Annotated in this window: 14 protein-coding genes; 9 read left to right on the top strand and 5 right to left on the bottom strand. The window is 69.8% G+C overall.

All coding sequences use genetic code 11. The features are described 5' to 3' along the window. Positions 1-119 precede the first annotated feature (119 nt). Complete coding sequence (locus ADL03_RS44530) at positions 120-593, bottom strand: HNH endonuclease family protein (RefSeq protein WP_231642873.1); 474 nt, start codon at positions 591-593, stop codon at positions 120-122. 270 nt (positions 594-863) lie between these two features. After that, entirely contained in the window at positions 864-1,478 is a 615-nt protein-coding gene (locus tag ADL03_RS44525) for a hypothetical protein (protein WP_197289191.1), read from the bottom strand. A gap of 104 nt (positions 1,479-1,582) precedes the next feature. On the opposite strand from ADL03_RS44525, the gene ADL03_RS44520 reads away from it, so the two are divergent. The 5 genes from ADL03_RS44520 (at position 1,583) to ADL03_RS44500 (ending at position 6,493) form a co-directional block, all read left to right on the top strand. Then, positions 1,583-2,872 (top strand): adenylosuccinate synthase, encoded by a 1,290-nt coding sequence (locus ADL03_RS44520; protein ID WP_053739693.1) that lies wholly within the window; start codon positions 1,583-1,585, stop codon positions 2,870-2,872. 82 nt (positions 2,873-2,954) lie between these two features. Next, complete coding sequence (locus ADL03_RS44515; RefSeq protein ID WP_231642866.1) at positions 2,955-3,734, top strand: ABC transporter permease; 780 nt, start codon at positions 2,955-2,957, stop codon at positions 3,732-3,734. Continuing rightward, a complete protein-coding gene (locus ADL03_RS44510) occupies positions 3,719-4,420 on the top strand; it encodes an ABC transporter ATP-binding protein (RefSeq protein ID WP_053739692.1) in 702 nt (233 codons plus the stop codon). Before ADL03_RS44515 ends, ADL03_RS44510 begins: the two co-directional genes overlap by 16 nt. Further along, complete coding sequence (locus ADL03_RS44505; RefSeq protein ID WP_053739691.1) at positions 4,401-5,372, top strand: ABC transporter substrate-binding protein; 972 nt, start codon at positions 4,401-4,403, stop codon at positions 5,370-5,372. The genes ADL03_RS44510 and ADL03_RS44505 overlap by 20 nt, the downstream gene beginning before the upstream one ends. Then, on the top strand, positions 5,369-6,493 hold the full coding sequence (locus ADL03_RS44500) for an LLM class flavin-dependent oxidoreductase (RefSeq protein ID WP_053739690.1): 1,125 nt from the start codon (positions 5,369-5,371) through the stop codon (positions 6,491-6,493). Before ADL03_RS44505 ends, ADL03_RS44500 begins: the two co-directional genes overlap by 4 nt. Here ADL03_RS44500 and ADL03_RS44495 read toward each other — a convergent pair. Both ADL03_RS44495 and ADL03_RS44490 read right to left on the bottom strand, forming a co-directional pair. Continuing rightward, on the bottom strand, positions 6,483-7,580 hold the full coding sequence (locus ADL03_RS44495) for a glycerophosphodiester phosphodiesterase (RefSeq protein WP_082374094.1): 1,098 nt from the start codon (positions 7,578-7,580) through the stop codon (positions 6,483-6,485). The genes ADL03_RS44500 and ADL03_RS44495 overlap by 11 nt on opposite strands. Before the next feature lie 66 nt (positions 7,581-7,646). Continuing rightward, positions 7,647-9,194: a Na+/H+ antiporter gene (locus ADL03_RS44490; RefSeq protein WP_231642865.1), complete on the bottom strand. Its 1,548-nt coding sequence runs from the start codon at positions 9,192-9,194 to the stop codon at positions 7,647-7,649. A gap of 148 nt (positions 9,195-9,342) precedes the next feature. Between ADL03_RS44490 and ADL03_RS44485 the strand changes: the two genes are divergently transcribed. Genes ADL03_RS44485 through ADL03_RS44470 form a run of 4 tightly spaced genes read left to right on the top strand, consistent with a single transcriptional unit; the run spans position 9,343 to position 14,425 of the window. Next, positions 9,343-11,280 carry a TRAP transporter fused permease subunit gene (locus tag ADL03_RS44485; RefSeq protein WP_231642864.1) on the top strand — a complete coding sequence of 646 codons (1,938 nt, stop codon included), beginning with the start codon at positions 9,343-9,345 and terminating at the stop codon, positions 11,278-11,280. After that, positions 11,270-12,247, top strand: coding sequence for a TAXI family TRAP transporter solute-binding subunit (locus ADL03_RS44480; RefSeq protein ID WP_053739687.1), 978 nt, complete (start codon positions 11,270-11,272; stop codon positions 12,245-12,247). The genes ADL03_RS44485 and ADL03_RS44480 overlap by 11 nt, the downstream gene beginning before the upstream one ends. 16 nt (positions 12,248-12,263) lie before the next feature. Continuing rightward, the gene (gene purD / locus ADL03_RS44475) at positions 12,264-13,520 is read left to right on the top strand and encodes a phosphoribosylamine--glycine ligase (protein WP_053739686.1); all 1,257 of its coding nucleotides are present in this window, start codon (positions 12,264-12,266) and stop codon (positions 13,518-13,520) included. Beyond that, on the top strand, positions 13,517-14,425 hold the full coding sequence (locus ADL03_RS44470) for an ADP-ribosylglycohydrolase family protein (protein WP_053739685.1): 909 nt from the start codon (positions 13,517-13,519) through the stop codon (positions 14,423-14,425). Before purD ends, ADL03_RS44470 begins: the two co-directional genes overlap by 4 nt. Here the strand turns inward: ADL03_RS44470 and ADL03_RS44465 are convergent. Beyond that, on the bottom strand, positions 14,415-15,263 hold the full coding sequence (locus ADL03_RS44465) for an AraC family transcriptional regulator (RefSeq protein ID WP_053739684.1): 849 nt from the start codon (positions 15,261-15,263) through the stop codon (positions 14,415-14,417). The two genes, ADL03_RS44470 and ADL03_RS44465, sit on opposite strands and share 11 nt — an antisense overlap. Between the last annotated feature and the right edge of the window lie 105 nt (positions 15,264-15,368).

Genomic DNA, 15,368 nt, shown 5'->3' with positions numbered 1-15,368 from the left:
GATGAGCTTTCCGTCCTCGGAGAGTTCCGTGCACAGTTCCAGGTCGCCCGTGACGACACCGACCTCGTCGGTCATCACGCCGCCGGGTCCGGCCTTGAAGAGCGAGGAGAGTGACGCCATCAGCACCTTCCGAGCATGTCCGCCAAAGCCGATTTCTCCGACGAGTTCACGCTGAGGCTCCAGCGGTACTTCGTGTGTACCCACATCTTCGCGTACGTGCACCAGTACGACGTCAGCGGCGGCTTCCAGGTGGCCGGGGTCTGGTCGCCCTTCGCCTGGTTCACGTTGTCGGTGACCGCGATGAGCTGCGGGCCGGACATGTCGTTGGCGAACGCCTGGCGCTGCGCCGTCGTCCAGGAGGCCGCTCCTGACCGCCAGGCGGCCGCCAGGGGCACGACGTGGTCGATGTCGACGTCGGAGGCCGCGGACCAGGTCGCGCCGTCGTACGGCGAGAACCAGCGGCCCGAGGTGGCGGCGCAGGACGAGTCGGTCACGACGTCGGTGCCGTCCCGCTTCAGCACGGCCTCACGGGTGTTGCAGGTCCCCGACTGGGTGATCCAATGGGGGAATTTGTCCCGTGAATAGCCCGTCATCGTGCCGTCTGCGCGCACGGTCAAGCCCGCCAGTTCCGCTTTCGCGGTGTCGGCGGTGGGGATGTTCGGCGGTGTCGCGAGTGCAGGGGAAACAAAGCCGATGGCGAGAGCAATCGTGGTGATCGCAACACCAATGGCCCGGTTAACTTTTGACATCGTCCCGACCTTCCTGGTTGGAAGTGATCGGGACCACCCTGGGTCACATTAAGAAATTAAGCAATGCTTTCGAGTGACACACGAGTGAACGACAACCGCCGAACAAGTCCATTTCTAGAGACCACGAACGAGCCGCAGGTCCTCGGTGTGGCGGTACCAGGTCCACTTGTCGACCGGCCTGGGGTGCCGGTGCCCGTCGAGGACGGCGGTCGTAGGCAGGCAGCCGAGCTGGAACGCGCGCGGCCGGCTCTCCCGCACCCGTGACCCGATCAGGCGCTTGTTGACGATCCGGACGGTGAGCCCCAGCCCGCCCTCGGTGTCGGGCGTGCACTCGACCCGCGACGCCTGGCCACGCAGCACGTTGTCCGCGTCGCTGTAACCGACGCCACGAACGGGCGACAAAACGCCGAGACCCATCAGCACTCCGCCGACGTCGTCGCGGATGAACGGCACGGGATCCACGTCACCGTTCAGGGCGATGTCCAACGCCCGCGCGGGGTCGGTCGACAGGCCCCACAGCGCGGCCACCGCCGACTGCCCGACCGGCACGAAACCGAGTGCGACGGACGCCAGCTTCTCCTTGCGCAGCAACCGAACCCCGACGGCGGCGAGGTCGGCGTCCGTGCCCGCGACGACCAGGCGTTCGACGTCCAGCCAGGGGTCGACGTGGTCCTTGCCGGGGCGGGCCGGCACCACCCGCACGTCGTCACGTTCAGTGATCTTTGGCAACTGCGTGTTTCCGCAGGCCAACACGATTCCGCGCACGGTCATCTCCTGGTCTACCCTCGCTTACCGGCATTCGCTCGAACCAGTCCAAGCGCTTGGAGTTTCACATGCCGGCCGTCGTGCTGATCGGTGCCCAGTGGGGCGATGAGGGCAAGGGCAAGGCCACCGACATCCTCGGTGAGCGTGTCCAGTGGATCGTCCGCTACCAGGGCGGCAACAACGCGGGACACACCGTCGTCCTCCCCGACGGCCAGAAGTTCGCCCTGCACCTGATCCCGTCCGGCATCCTCACGCCCGGCGTGAAGAACGTCATCGGCAACGGTGTCGTGGTCGACCCGGGCGTGCTGCTCGAGGAGCTCGCGGGGCTGGAGGAGAAGGGCGTCGACACCGGCGGCCTGCTGATCTCGTCCGACGCGCACCTGATCATGCCGTACCACGTGGCCATCGACAAGGTCACCGAGCGCTACCTGGGCAAGGCGAAGATCGGCACCACCGGTCGCGGCATCGGTCCCGCCTACCAGGACAAGCTCGCCCGCGTCGGCGTGCGCGTGCAGGACCTGCTGGACGAGAAGATCCTCCGGCAGAAGGTCGAGGCGGCACTGGACTTCAAGAACCAGGTGCTGGTCAAGGTCTACAACCGCAAGGCGCTCGATCCCGACCAGGTCGTGGACCAGGTGCTGGAGCGCGGTCAGCACTTCGTGCACCGCATCGCCGACACCCGCCTGCTGCTCAACCAGGCGCTCGACCGCGGCGAGATCGTCGTGCTGGAGGGCTCGCAGGGCACCCTGCTCGACGTCGACCACGGCACCTATCCGTTCGTCACGTCCTCGAACCCGACCTCGGGTGGCGCGACGGTCGGCTCCGGTGTGGGCCCGACCCGCATCAGCACCGTGATCGGCATCCTCAAGGCCTACACGACCCGCGTCGGCTCCGGCCCGTTCCCGACCGAGCTCGACGACGACATGGGCGAGTACCTGCGCAAGCAGGGCGGTGAGTTCGGCGTCACCACCGGCCGCTCGCGCCGCACCGGCTGGTTCGACGCCGTGATCGCCCGCTACGCCTCGCGCGTCAACGGCATCACCGACTACTTCCTCACCAAGCTGGACGTGCTGTCGGGCCTGGAGAAGGTGCCGGTCTGCGTCGCGTACGAGGTGGACGGCCGCCGCGTCGACGAGATGCCGATGACGCAGACCGACGTGCACCACGCCGTGCCGGTGTACGAGGAGCTGCCGGGCTGGTTCGAGGACATCTCGTCCTGCCGCTCGTTCGAGGAGCTGCCGGCCAACGCGCGGGCCTACGTCGAGTACCTGGAGAGCATCATCGGCGCCCGCGTGTCGGCGATCGGCGTCGGCCCGGGCCGCGATCAGACGATCGTGCGCCACGACGTTCTCGGCTGACCCAGACTATCTCGAAGTACGACGCTTTTTCACGATTTGGGCGTCGTTGACGAAGGGCCACGGCTCGCCTGTAATTCGCGCCGTGGCCCTTTCACTTGCCAGGAAACCAGCGCTCACCCAGCGCTGGACACTGCGCTGGATCAGCCCGGTGGCGCTGCTCCTGCTGTGGCAAACGGCCAGTTCAACGGGCCTGCTCCCACCCGAGAAACTGGCGTCGCCGCTGACCGTGGCGCAGTCGGCGGCCGATCTCGTCGCGAACGGCCAATTGGCTGACGCATTTCTCGTCTCACTGGGCCGCGTTTTCTTCGGATTTCTCCTCGGCGGCGTCGTCGGTGTCGCTCTCGGACTCGCCTCCGGTCTTTCCCGGTGGGGCGAGACGTTGCTCGACCCGCCCGTCCAGATGCTGCGGACGCTCCCGCACCTCGGCCTGATCCCGCTGTTCATCCTCTGGTTCGGCATCGGCGAGGAGCCCAAGCTCGCGCTGGTCGCGTCCGGTGTCGCGTTCCCGCTCTACCTGAACCTGCACTCCGGCATCCGGCAGACCGACGCCGGTCTGGTCGAGGCCGCCAGGGCACTGGGCTACAGCCGGTTCGAACGCGTCGTGCACGTCGTGCTGCCCTCGGCCGTGCCGCAGACCCTCGTGGGCCTGCGGATCGCGCTCGGCACCGCCTGGCTGTCGCTGATCGTCGGTGAGCAGATCAACGCCGACGCCGGGCTCGGCTACCTCATCAACAACGCCCGTGAGTTCCTCCGCACCGACGTCGTGGTCGTCGGCCTCGTGGTCTACGCGCTGCTCGGTCTCACGACCGACGCGCTGGTGCGCCTGCTGGAAAGGAGAGTGCTGCGATGGCGAACCCGGTGAGCGTGCGCGGACTGCGCAAGGCGTTCGGTGCGCGGACCGTCCTGGACGACGTCGACCTGGAGATCGCGCCCGGCGAGTTCGTGGCCCTGCTCGGCCGCAGCGGCTGCGGGAAGTCGACGCTGCTGCGCATCCTCGCGGGCCTGGACCGGGAGATCTCCGGCGAGGCACGGGTCTCCGGCACGGTGTCGATCGCGTTCCAGCAGCCGCGGCTGCTGCCGTGGCGCAAGGTCTGGCGCAACATCGCGCTGGGCCTGCACCGGCCGGACGGCCGCGAGGTCGCGCTCCGTGCGCTGGAGGAGGTCCGGCTGCCCGGTCACGCCGACGCGTGGCCGCTGACGTTGTCCGGCGGTGAGGCGCAACGGGTCTCGCTCGCGCGGGCGCTGGTCCGCGAACCCGACGTGCTGCTGCTGGACGAACCGTTCGGCGCGCTGGACGCGCTGACCCGCCTGGCCATGCACCACCTGGTGGAGGACCTGTGGTCCCGCCACCGGCCCGCCGTGCTGCTCGTGACGCACGACGTCGACGAGGCGTTGCTGCTGGCCGACCGGGTCCTCGTGCTCGACGCGGGCCGGGTCGTCGCGGAGCACCACGTGGACCTGCCCCGCCCGCGCCGCCGGGCCTCCGTTGTGGAGCAACGCACCCGCGTGCTCGCCGACCTGGGAGTGGATGTTGAAACAGCTGCCTAGCCGCACGTGGCTCAGCCTGCTGGCCGCGATCCTGTTCACGACCGGGTGCTCGGCGACCGCGCAGGACACCCCGGCGGCCGACGTCGTGCTGAAGGTCGGCGACCAGAAGGGCGGCGCGAAGGCGTTGCTCACCGCCGCCAACCTGCTGAACGACTTCCCGTACAAGATCGAGTGGGCGACGTTCACGTCCGGCCCGCCGCTGCTGGAGGCCGCGTCCGCCGGTGCGATCGACCTCGGTGGCGTCGGCAACACACCGCCGATCTTCGCCGCCGCCGCGAACGCCAAGATTGCCGCCGTCGCCGCGTCGAAGGGCGAGGTCGAGGCCGACGCGATCCTGGTGCCGGAGAGTTCGCCGCTGCGGACGGTGGCCGAGCTCAAGGGCAAGAAGATCGCGGTCGCGAAGGGCAGCTCGGCGCACGGCCAGGTGCTGCTCACGTTGCGCGCCAACGGGTTGAGCACCAAGGACGTGACGCTGAACTTCCTGCAGCCCTCCGACGCGTACGGCGCGTTCACCCAGGGCAAGGTCGACGCGTGGGCGGTCTGGGACCCCTACACCGCGCAGGCGCAGCAAGAGGCCAAGGCCCGCGTGCTGACCGACGGCCGCGGCAAGTCCAACGGGTACGGCTTCCAGGTCGCGGGCCGCAAGGCGCTGGACGACAAGGGGAAGCACGAGGCGATCAAGGAGTACCTGGTCCGCTACTACAAGGCGCAGAAGTGGGCCGACACGCACCGCGAGGAGTGGGCGAAGGCGTGGGCGGCGGAGACCGGGCTCAGGTACGACGTCGCGCTCACCGCGGTGAACCGCAACGGCGACCTGCCGGTGAAGATCGACGACACGCTGGTCGGGTCCGAGCAGGAGCTGGCCGACGCGTTCACCGAGGACGGGACGTTGCCCGGCAAGGTCGACTTCGCGAAGTTCGTCGACCCGCGCTTCCAGGGAGATCTCGCATGAGCATCACGCTGCACTGGTTCCTGCCCACCTCCGGCGACGGGCGCACGGTCGTGGAGCACTTCCACGCCAACCGCGCGCCGGCCGCGGGAGCCCGCCGCGAGCCGGACATCGACTACCTGGCGCAGATCGCGCGCACGGCCGAGCAGGTCGGGTTCACCGGTGTGCTCACGCCGACCGGCACGTGGTGCGAGGATGCCTGGCTCACCACGGCCGCGTTGATCAGCCAGACCTCGACGCTGAAGTTCCTGGTGGCGTTCCGGCCCGGCGTGCTCTCGCCGACGCTGGCCGCGCAGATGGCCGCGACCTACCAGCGGATCTCCCGCGGCCGGCTGCTGCTCAACGTCGTGACCGGCGGTGACTCCGTCGAGCAGCGGCGGTTCGGCGACTGGCTCGACCACGACGAGCGCTACTCGCGCACCGACGAGTTCCTCCAGGTCGTGCGCGGGGTGTGGAGCGGCGAGCCGTACTCGTTCCACGGCAGGCACTACCAGGTCGAGGGCGCGACCGTGCTGCGTGCGCCGGACCCGGTGCCGCCCATCTACTTCGGTGGCTCGTCCGACGCCGCGCTGCCGGTGGCGGCCGCCCGTGCCGACGTGTACCTGACCTGGGGCGAGCCGCCCGCCGACGTGGCGGCGAAGATCGCGCGGGTGCGGGCGCTGACGGACCGGCCGATCCGGTTCGGCATCCGGCTGCACACCATCAGCCGGGACACCTCGGCCGAGGCGTGGGCGGCGGCCGCGCGGTTGCTCGACGCGCTGGACCCGGCGGCCGTGGCGCAGGCACAGGCGCAGCTGAGCAAGTCGGAGTCCGTTGGGCAGCAACGGATGGTGGCCCTGCACGGCGGCGACCTCAGCCGCGGCGTGCGCGGCCTGGAGATACACCCGAACCTGTGGGCCGGGGTCGGACTGGTGCGCGGTGGCGCAGGGACGGCGCTGGTGGGCTCGCACGCCGAGGTGGCGGACCTGATCGAGGAGTACCACGCGATCGGGATCAGCGAGTTCATCCTCTCCGGCTACCCGCACCTGGAAGAGGCCTACTGGTTCGGGGAGGGCGTGCGGCCCCTGTTGCGGCAACGCGGGTTGCTCGGCGGGGACCGCACGCTCTCGCTCGCTAGCGCTTGACCTTGGCCTCGACGGCCGTGTCGGGGTTGTCCGCGAACACGCCGTCGAGCCCCTGCTTGAAGAACAGGTCGTACTCCTCGAAGGCCCGGCCGTACGCGGCCGGGTCGGTCGAGGACCGGAAGTCGGCCGGCAGGAACGAGTTCTCGTTGCGGAACGTCCACGCGTGCACGACCAGCCCGAGCTTGTGCGCGTCCTTCACGACCGTGGTCGGCGCCTTGAGGAAGCCGCCTGCGTCCCGCGGGATGATGATGTCCTTGGTCAGGCCGACGCCGTCGGCGTACGAGCGGACCTCGCGCAGACCGGCCGGCGTCACCAGGTCGGCGTAGGTGCGCTTGTCACCGGCGGCGACGAAGTCGTACGGCGCGCCGGAACCGTTGACCAGCTGGACGATCGGCACGCGCAGCGACCGGTTGAGCTCCTTGAGGTTCGCGACCTCGAACGACTGCACGTACACCTTGGCCCCGCGGCGGTTGAGGCCGTTGCGGTTGAGCGCGTCGACGAGCTTCGGCTCCAGCGCGAGCCCGATCGAGGAGAAGTACGTCGGGTGCTTGGTCTCCGGGTAGATGCCGATCTCGCGGTGCAGCTCGCGGGACAGGCGCTTCGACAGGTCGATGACCTCCTGCAGCGTCGGGATCTCGAAGCGGCCGTCGTAGAGCGTGTTGCGCGGGCGGATCGCCGGGATGCGTTCCTTGGCGCGCAACGTCTTCAGCTCGGCCAGCGTGAAGTCCTCGGTGAACCACCCGGTGACCGCGGTGCCGTCGATCGTCTTGGTCTTCCTGCGGTCGGCGAACTGCGGCTTGGCCGAGACGTCGGTCGTGCCGCCGATCTCGTTCTCGTGCCGGGCCACCAGCTGCCCGTCCTTCGTCGGCACCAGGTCCGGTTCGATGAAGTCCGCGCCCATGCGCGCCGCCAGCTCGTAGGACGCGAGCGTGTGCTCCGGCCGGTACGCCGAAGCGCCGCGGTGGCCGATCACGATCGGGCCCTTGTCGTCGTGTGCGGACGCGGACGGCAGCGACGCCACCACCGCACCCGCGAACACGAGGACCACGGCGGCCAGACCACGGCCTCGAACCCTCTTGGGATCCATCGTTCGACCTCCCATTTCGTGTTGAGAGCGCACCCAAGCATCGCAACACGAAAAGCAGGTGAACGGTTACTCACGAGACAGTGCTGCCTCCTCCAGGTCCAGCTCGCGCAGCACCCGGAACAGCACCTCGTCGTCGATCTCGCCAGAGTCCCTGGCCTTGATGAACTCGTCGCGTTCGGCGCTCAGCATCACCCGGCGCAACCGCCGGTACGCCGCGGCCGGGCTCTCCAGCTCCTGCCGCCCCAGGCGTTCCCACGCGGCGTTGCCCCGGTGCTCGGCGAGCGAGCGCAGCTGGTCGCGCACGTGGTCGGGCACGTCGTCGACCTCCTGGTCGAGCCGGTCGACCGCCGCCTGCGCCGCCCGGTGCTGCACCTGGGCCTCGGCCAGCGCGTCCTGCCGTGCGTCGTCACCCTCGAAGCCGATCTTGTTGATCAGCCACGGCAGCGTCGTGCCCTGTAGCAGCAGCGTGGCGACCGTCACGACGAACGCGCAGAACACGATGATGTCGCGGCCCGGCACGTCCGGCGGGATTGCGGCCGCCGCGGCGAGGGTGACCACACCCCGCATGCCCGCCCACGAGATCACCGTCACCTGCCCGAGGTGAGGTGGGCGTTCGCGTTCACGCAGCCGTTTCGACAGGTACCTCGGAATGTAGGTGGCCGGGTACATCCAGACGAACCGCGCGAGGATCGTCGCCAGCAGCACGGCGGTGGCGCCCAGCAGCAGGCTCGCGTTCAGGTCGGCGTCGGCGACGATCGACGACAGCTGCAGGCCGATGAGCGCGAAGACGAACGACTCCAGCAGCACGTCGAGCGACCGCCACACCGCCGCGTCCTGCAGCCGGGTCGAGTAGGTGCCGCGCGGCGAGTGGTGGCCGATGTACAGGCCCGCGACGACGACCGCGAGCACACCGGAGACGTGCGCCGCCTCCTCGGCGAGCAGGTAGGCGCCGAACGGCACCAGCAGGCCGAGCGCGCTCTCCAGCACGCCCTCGCACAACCGCTTGCGCAAGAACCTGACCACCACGCCGACGACCAGGCCGATCGCGATGCCGCCCGCCGTCACCAGCAGGAACATCCCGACGCCCTGCGCCGGGTGCATGGCGGTGCCGGCCGCTGCCGCCACCGCGACCTTGAACGCGGTCAGCGCCGTGGCGTCGTTGATCAGGCTCTCGCCGACCAGCAACGTCATCGCGCGGCGCTGCAGCCCGAGCTTGCGCCCGATCGCGACCGCGGCCACGGCGTCCGGCGGCGCCACCACGGCCCCCAGGACCAGCGCGGCGGCGAACGGCAGGTCCGGGAACACCAGCGTCGCCGTCACGCCCACCACGAACGTCGTGAACAGCACCAGCCCGACCGCGAGCAGGCCGATCGGCCGCAGGTTCGCGCGGATGTTGAGGTAGGAGCTGTCCAGCGCCGCGCTGTAGAGCAGCGGCGGCAGCACCACCAGCAGGATCAGGTGCGGGTCCAGCTCGAACTCCGGCACGCCCGGTATGAACGAGACCACGAGCCCGACGGCGACCAGCACCAGCGGTGCCGACCAGTTCAGGCGGCGCGCGATGGAGGTGACCACCAGCGCACCGAGCAACAGCAGCAGCAGTTCAGGCCCGACCATGCCGCTCATTGTGCGTAATGCTGGAAGCCCCGACCTGTTCGCACCGGGCGGCGCCGGTGCGGTGTGGACGGTCTGGCCGTCCGAGACTTTGCACTTCCTTTGGAATGATCCGCTGGGGCTGTGACCGCGCCCACAGTACGGTTCGACCGTGGCCAACCCGGACCTCGCCCGCATCGTCGCGGAGCACGACGAGGAGATGCCGTCGCGCGCGCTCTCACCCCGGTGGGAGCGGGCGCTGTGGATCGCCGGTCTGCTGATCGCGTTCCTCGTGCTGAAGCAGGTGTTCTTCCCGTTCGCCAAGGGGAGCCAGTACTACCTGATCATCTTCCTGGCGGTGACGCTGCCGCTGGTCTTCCTGTCCTACGGCCGCGGCCATGAGCCGCCGTGGTGGGACTGGGCGCTGGCAGCGCTGGCGTTCGTCGTGGGCGCCTACCCGCTGTTCGGCGGCTTCGACGAGTTCCTGAACCGGCAGGGCCAGCTCACCGGGCTGGACGTCGCCGCGGGCGCGGTGCTGCTGGTGCTGGTCCTCGAAGCCTGCCGGCGCACGACCGGGTGGGTGCTTCCGGTGGTGTGCCTGGCGTTCATCGCCTACGCCTACTACGGCGGGTTCCTGCCGCCGTCGTGGTCGATCGCGCACTCCGGCGTCGACTTCTCGCAGATCATCAACGGGTTCTTCAACGACGCCAGCGGCTTCTACGGCACGCCGCTGGACGTCGCGGCGACCTACATCGTGCTGTTCACGATCTACGGTGCCGTGCTGAACGCCTCCGGCGCCGGGAAGTTCTTCGTCGACATCAGCTTTGCCGCGTTCCGCAAGTCGCGGACCGCACCGGGACGCACCGCCGCGACGGCCGGGTTCCTGCTCGGCACGGTCTCCGGCTCCGGCACCGCGACCACGGTGTCACTGGGTGCGGTGACGTGGCCGATGCTGCAGAAGGCCGGGTATCCCAGGGAGAACGCGGGCGGGCTGCTGGCCGCCTCGGGCATCGGCGCGATCCTGTCGCCGCCGACGCTGGGTGCCGCCGCGTTCATCATCGCCGAGTACCTGCAGGTGTCGTACCTGTCGGTGCTGATCTGGGCGATCATCCCGACGCTGCTCTACTACCTGGGCATCGCGCTGGCCGTCGAGGCCGACGCGCGGCGGTTCGGGGCCAAGCCGGTCGACGTGGACGCGCCGCGGTTCCTCGACGTGCTGAAGCCCGGCTGGTACCACTTCCTGTCGCTCGGGATCATCATCGTCTTCCTGGCGCTGGACATCCCGGTCTACAAGGCCGTCGTGTACGCGACAGGCGTGGCGGCGCTGTTCGCGTTGGTCAGCCACCGGCGCGACTGGGTCCGGCTGGTCGCCGACTCCCTGTCGACCGGCGTGCGCTCGGCGTTCCCGGTGATCGCGGTGTGCGCGGCGGCCGGGGTGATCACGTCGACGATCACCAAGACCGGGCTGGGGCAAGCGCTTGCGGGGTCGTTGGTGGACCTGGCTTCCGCGCTGACCTCGGAACCGGCGGTGGTGCTGGCGCTCACCGCGGTGCTGGCGGCCGTGGCGGTGTCGGTGCTCGGGCTGGCCGTGCCGGTGACGGCGTCGTTCATCATCTCGTGGGTCGTCATCGGGCCCGCGCTGATCACGCTGGGCGTCGAGCCGGCCGAGACCGCGATGTTCATCTTCTACTACGCGGTGCTGTCCGAGGTGACGCCGCCGACGGCGCTCGCCGCGGTCGCCGCGGCCGCGCTGACCGGCGGCGACGTCATGAAGACGATGTGGCAGACGTGGAAGTACACGCTGCCCGCGTTCCTGGTGCCGCTGGCGTTCGTCCTGACCGACGAGGGCGCCGGGCTGCTGCTGCGCGGGTCGTTGCTCGACTCCGCGTGGACGTTCGCGGCGTCCGCGCTGGGGGTGGCCGCCCTCGCCGTGCTGACGGGCGGCTGGCTGTTCGGTCCCGCGCGCTGGCCGGAACGCCTGCTGTGCGTGCCGGCCGCGGTGTTCCTGCTTTACCTGCAGCCGCTGACGATCGCCATCGGGACCGGGTTCCTGGTGGCGGCCGTGGCGGTCCACCTGGTCACACGTAGGAGGGTTCCTGATGCTGCGTAGGTACGCGGTCGGTGCGATCGCCTTGGCGCTCGTGGTTTCCGGGTGTGGTGGCAAGCGCACGCCCACGACGCCGGACGCCGGCGGTTCCCAGGCGTCGTGCGAGGCCTCCGACGGGCGGATCACGATCGCCACCGGCAACTCCGGCGGCGTGTACTTCGTGGTCGGCGGCGGCCTGGCCAAGCTGATCAGCGACAACTCGAAGCTGAAGGCGTCGGCCGCGGAGACCGGCGCGTCCGTGCAGAACATCCAGCAGCTCGTCAGCGGCACGTACGACATCGCGTTCTCGCTCGCCGACACCGCCGCGGACGCCGTCAACGGCACCGGGGCGTTCAACGGCAAGAAGGAGAAGGTCGCCGCGCTGGCGCGGATCTACCCGAACTACACGCAGGTGCTGGTCAGGGCCGACTCCGGGATCAACTCGGTCGCGGACATGAAGGGCAAGCGGATCTCCACCGGGTCGCCGAAGTCGGGCACCGAGGTGATCGCGGGCCGGCTGCTGAAGTCGGCCGGTCTCAACATCGACTCCGACGTCTCGGCCCAGCGGCTGGACCTGACCAAGACCGCGGACGGCATGAAGGACGGCAGCATCGACGGCCTGATCTGGTCCGGCGGCCTGCCCACGCCGCAGATCACCGACATCACCACGTCGCTGAAGGACCGGGTGAAGTTCATCGACATCACCCCGCTGCTGCCGGAGATGAAGAAGATCAGCCCGGTGTACGACACCGCGCCGATCCCGGCGGCGACCTACGGCACCGCGGCGGTTCCCACGATCGTGGTGCCGAACCTGCTGCTCGTGCGGGAGGACTTCGCGGCCAACAACGCGTGCGCGGTGACCAAGCTGATCTTCGACAGGAAGGCCGACCTGGAGAAGGTCCACCCGGCCGTGAAGGACATCGACAGGGCGAAGGCCTCGGCCTCCGAGCCCGTTCCGCTGCACCCAGGAGCGAAGCAGGCCCTCGGCTGAACTACGCTGGCGCATCGTGCGCGTCCTGGTCATCGGGTCTGGAGCCCGTGAGCATGCCCTTGTCCTCGCGTTGTCGCGCGACCCGCAGCTGACGGCTTTGGCGTGCGCGCCGGGCAACGCCGGCATCGCGGGGCACGCCGAGATCTACGGCGTGGACGTCGCAGATGCCTCGGCCGTCGCCGCCCTCGCCAAGGAGTGGAAGGCCGACCTCGTCGTCATCGGCCCCGAGCAACCGCTGGTCGCCGGGGCCGCCGACGCGGTCCGCGAGCTCGGCATCCCGTGCTTCGGCCCCTCGAAGGCCGCGGCCTGCATCGAGGGCTCCAAGGCGTTCGCGAAGGACGTCATGAACGCCGCCGGCGTGCCGACCGCCCACAGCGAGGTGGTCGACAACCCGGCCCGCCTCGACGCCGCCCTGGGCCGGTTCGGGCCGACGTGGGTCGTGAAGGACGACGGTCTCGCGGCCGGCAAGGGCGTCGTCGTGACGTCCGACCTGGCCGCCGCCCGCGCGCACGCGATGACGTTGCTCGACGGCGGCCACCCGGTGCTGCTGGAGTCCTTCCTGGACGGTCCGGAGGTGTCGCTGTTCTGCGTCACCGACGGTGTCTCGGTGGTGCCGTTGATCCCGGCGCAGGACTTCAAGCGCGTCGGTGACGGCGACGCCGGGCCCAACACCGGTGGCATGGGCGCCTACGCGCCGCTGCCGTGGGCACCCGAGGGACTGGTCGACGAGATCGTGTCGCGGTGCGTGCAGCCGGTGGTCGACGAGCTGCGTGCGCGCGACACCCCGTTCATCGGTCTGCTGTACGCGGGCCTGGCGCTGACGTCGACCGGCGTGCAGGTGATCGAGTTCAACTGCCGCTTCGGCGACCCGGAGACGCAGTCGGTGCTGGCGCTGCTGAAGTCGCCGATCTCCACGCTGTTCCTGGCCGCCGCCAACGGCACGCTCGACGCGCATCCGGAGCTGGAGTGGGAGAACGGCTACGCCGTGACCGTCGTGGTCGCGGCCGAGGGCTACCCAGGCCGCCCGCGCACCGGTGACGTGATCACCGGCTCCGAGTCCGAGGGCGTCCTGCACGCGGGCACCCGCCGCCGCGAGGACGGCGCCGTCGTCTCCGCGGGCGGCCGGGTGCTGTCGGTGGTGGGCACCGGCAAGTCGCTGGCCAAGGCCCGTGAGCGCGCCTACAAGAAGCTCGCCGACATCCACCTGACCGGTTCCCACCACCGTTCGGACATCGCCCTGAGGGCCGTCGACAACCAGATCACGGTGCCGTGAGCCTGCTCGGGTGCGTCCTGGGAGGGGCCGTCGGCGACGGCCTCGGTGCGCCGGTCGAGTTCTCCTCGATCGACGTGATCCGCCGCCAGCACGGCCCGGCGGGTGTCGTCGACCTCCCCTCGCTGGAGATCACCGACGACACCCAGATGGTCCTCTTCACCCTGGAGGGCCTGCTCCTGGCCCGCCAGCACGGTGTCGACCCCGTGCTGACGGTGCGTGCCGCCTACGGCCGCTGGCTGCACACCCAGGGCGGCCCGCTCGTGGCCGACGACGGCTGGCTGATGTCGGACCGGCGCCTGCACTCGCGCCGGGCACCGGGCCACACCTGCATCACCGCGTTGAAGCACAACGAGAAGAACAACTCCAAGGGCTGCGGCGGCGTCATGCGCGCCGCCCCCGTCGCCGTGTGGTCCCCCGACGTGCGCGAGGTCTTCACCCTGGCGGTGGGAACGGCGCAGATGACCCACCACCACCCCAGCGGCTACCTGTCCGCGGGCGTGCTGGCGGCGATCGTCCGCTGCCTGCTCGACGGCGCGGACCTGCTGTCGGCCGTGGCGGTCGCCCGCGCCGAACTGGTCCGCTGGGAGGGCCACGAGGAGCAGACCACGTTGCTGGACAAGGTGGTCGGCCTCGGTCCCCTGACACCGGAGGAGATCGAGTCCGAGCTCGGCGGCGGCTGGGTGGGCGAGGAAGCCCTGGCCATCGGCCTGCACGCCGCCCTGGTCGCCCCTGACTTCGCCACCGCCGTGCGCCTGGCCGTGAACCACTCCGGCGACAGCGACTCGACCGGTTCCATCTGCGGCAACCTCCTGGGCGCCCGCGACGGCGTCGCCGTGATCCCCGACCGGTGGCTCTCCGTCCTGGAGCTCCGGGACGTGATCGAACGCCTCTGCCTCAGCTGGTGACCGGAACCCACAGCTCGGCCCTGGCCACGTCCCCGTCGATCTCGGTGTGCAACATCGACGGCCCTTCGACGCTCTCGTAGCTGTTCGACGGGAACCACTGCGTGTAGACGTCCCGCCACATGAACTGAATCGTCTCCGGGAACGGCCCTTCGCTCCGGAACACCGCCCACGTGTGCTTCGGCACCGTCACGGTCTCCATGTCCTCCGGCGCCTCCCGGCTGGTCACCACACCGTGGAAGTAGTCGAGGTGGTCACCCTCCTCGTTGCCCTCCTGGTTGCCGGTCAGCGCCACGATGCCACCGGGCTCCCCGTCAGCGAGCTCCTTCATCCTGCTGAGCGTCGGCATCCCGATGCCCTTGACGAACTCCACGATCGCCGGGTTCATCCCCAGGTGCACCAACGGCACCCGCGTCCCCCGGCCGACCACGCGGAACGCGTCCCTCTCGACGATCCGGTACTCCATGCTCGCACTCCCCTCGACGATCAACTTGAACCGCAGCACCTGCTGCGACTGCAACGCTCTCCCGGTCCTGCGGGCCTCCTGCGGCCCGATGCCGTGCATGCCCTTGAACGCCCGCGCAAAGGCCTCGTTGGACCCGTAACCCCACCGCACGGCGATGTCGAGCAACGAGCCGTGTCCACTGAGGACCTCACTCGCCGCCCTGGTGAGCCTTCTGCGCCGCACGTACTCGCTCAGCGGAATCCCGGCGAGCGCCGAGAACATCCGCCGGAAGTGGTACTCCGAACTCCCCGCGATCCGCGCGAGCTGCTTCACGTCGACGTCCCGGTCGAGGTTGTCCTCGATGTGGGCCATGGCCTGGTTGAGTCGTTCCAGCACGTCGTCAACGCTATGGGGCCGGGTGCCGCTCCACCCGACTTCCTGTGCCCGATCCGATCGCCTCGCTCGGCACGTTCCGCCGGGGGAACGAACGCTGAGTGACGT

The sequence above is a fragment of the Nocardia sp. NRRL S-836 genome, assembly GCF_001279525.1.
Classification (GTDB): Bacteria; Actinomycetota; Actinomycetes; order Mycobacteriales; family Pseudonocardiaceae; genus Lentzea.
This window is presented reverse-complemented; position numbering and strand designations above follow the sequence as displayed.

What these genes read in the sequence shown, in the direction of transcription:
- ADL03_RS44495 (WP_082374094.1), bottom strand. Translation starts at nt 7,580, where the DNA reads ATGGATCCCAAGAGGGTTCGAGGCCGTGGTCTGGCCGCCGTGGTCCTC.
- ADL03_RS44520 (WP_053739693.1), top strand. Translation starts at nt 1,583, where the DNA reads ATGCCGGCCGTCGTGCTGATCGGTGCCCAGTGGGGCGATGAGGGCAAG.
- ADL03_RS44500 (WP_053739690.1), top strand. Translation starts at nt 5,369, where the DNA reads ATGAGCATCACGCTGCACTGGTTCCTGCCCACCTCCGGCGACGGGCGC.
- ADL03_RS44510 (WP_053739692.1), top strand. Translation starts at nt 3,719, where the DNA reads ATGGCGAACCCGGTGAGCGTGCGCGGACTGCGCAAGGCGTTCGGTGCG.
- ADL03_RS44505 (WP_053739691.1), top strand. Translation starts at nt 4,401, where the DNA reads ATGTTGAAACAGCTGCCTAGCCGCACGTGGCTCAGCCTGCTGGCCGCG.
- ADL03_RS44530 (WP_231642873.1), bottom strand. Translation starts at nt 593, where the DNA reads ATGACGGGCTATTCACGGGACAAATTCCCCCATTGGATCACCCAGTCG.
- ADL03_RS44490 (WP_231642865.1), bottom strand. Translation starts at nt 9,194, where the DNA reads ATGGTCGGGCCTGAACTGCTGCTGCTGTTGCTCGGTGCGCTGGTGGTC.
- ADL03_RS44480 (WP_053739687.1), top strand. Translation starts at nt 11,270, where the DNA reads ATGCTGCGTAGGTACGCGGTCGGTGCGATCGCCTTGGCGCTCGTGGTT.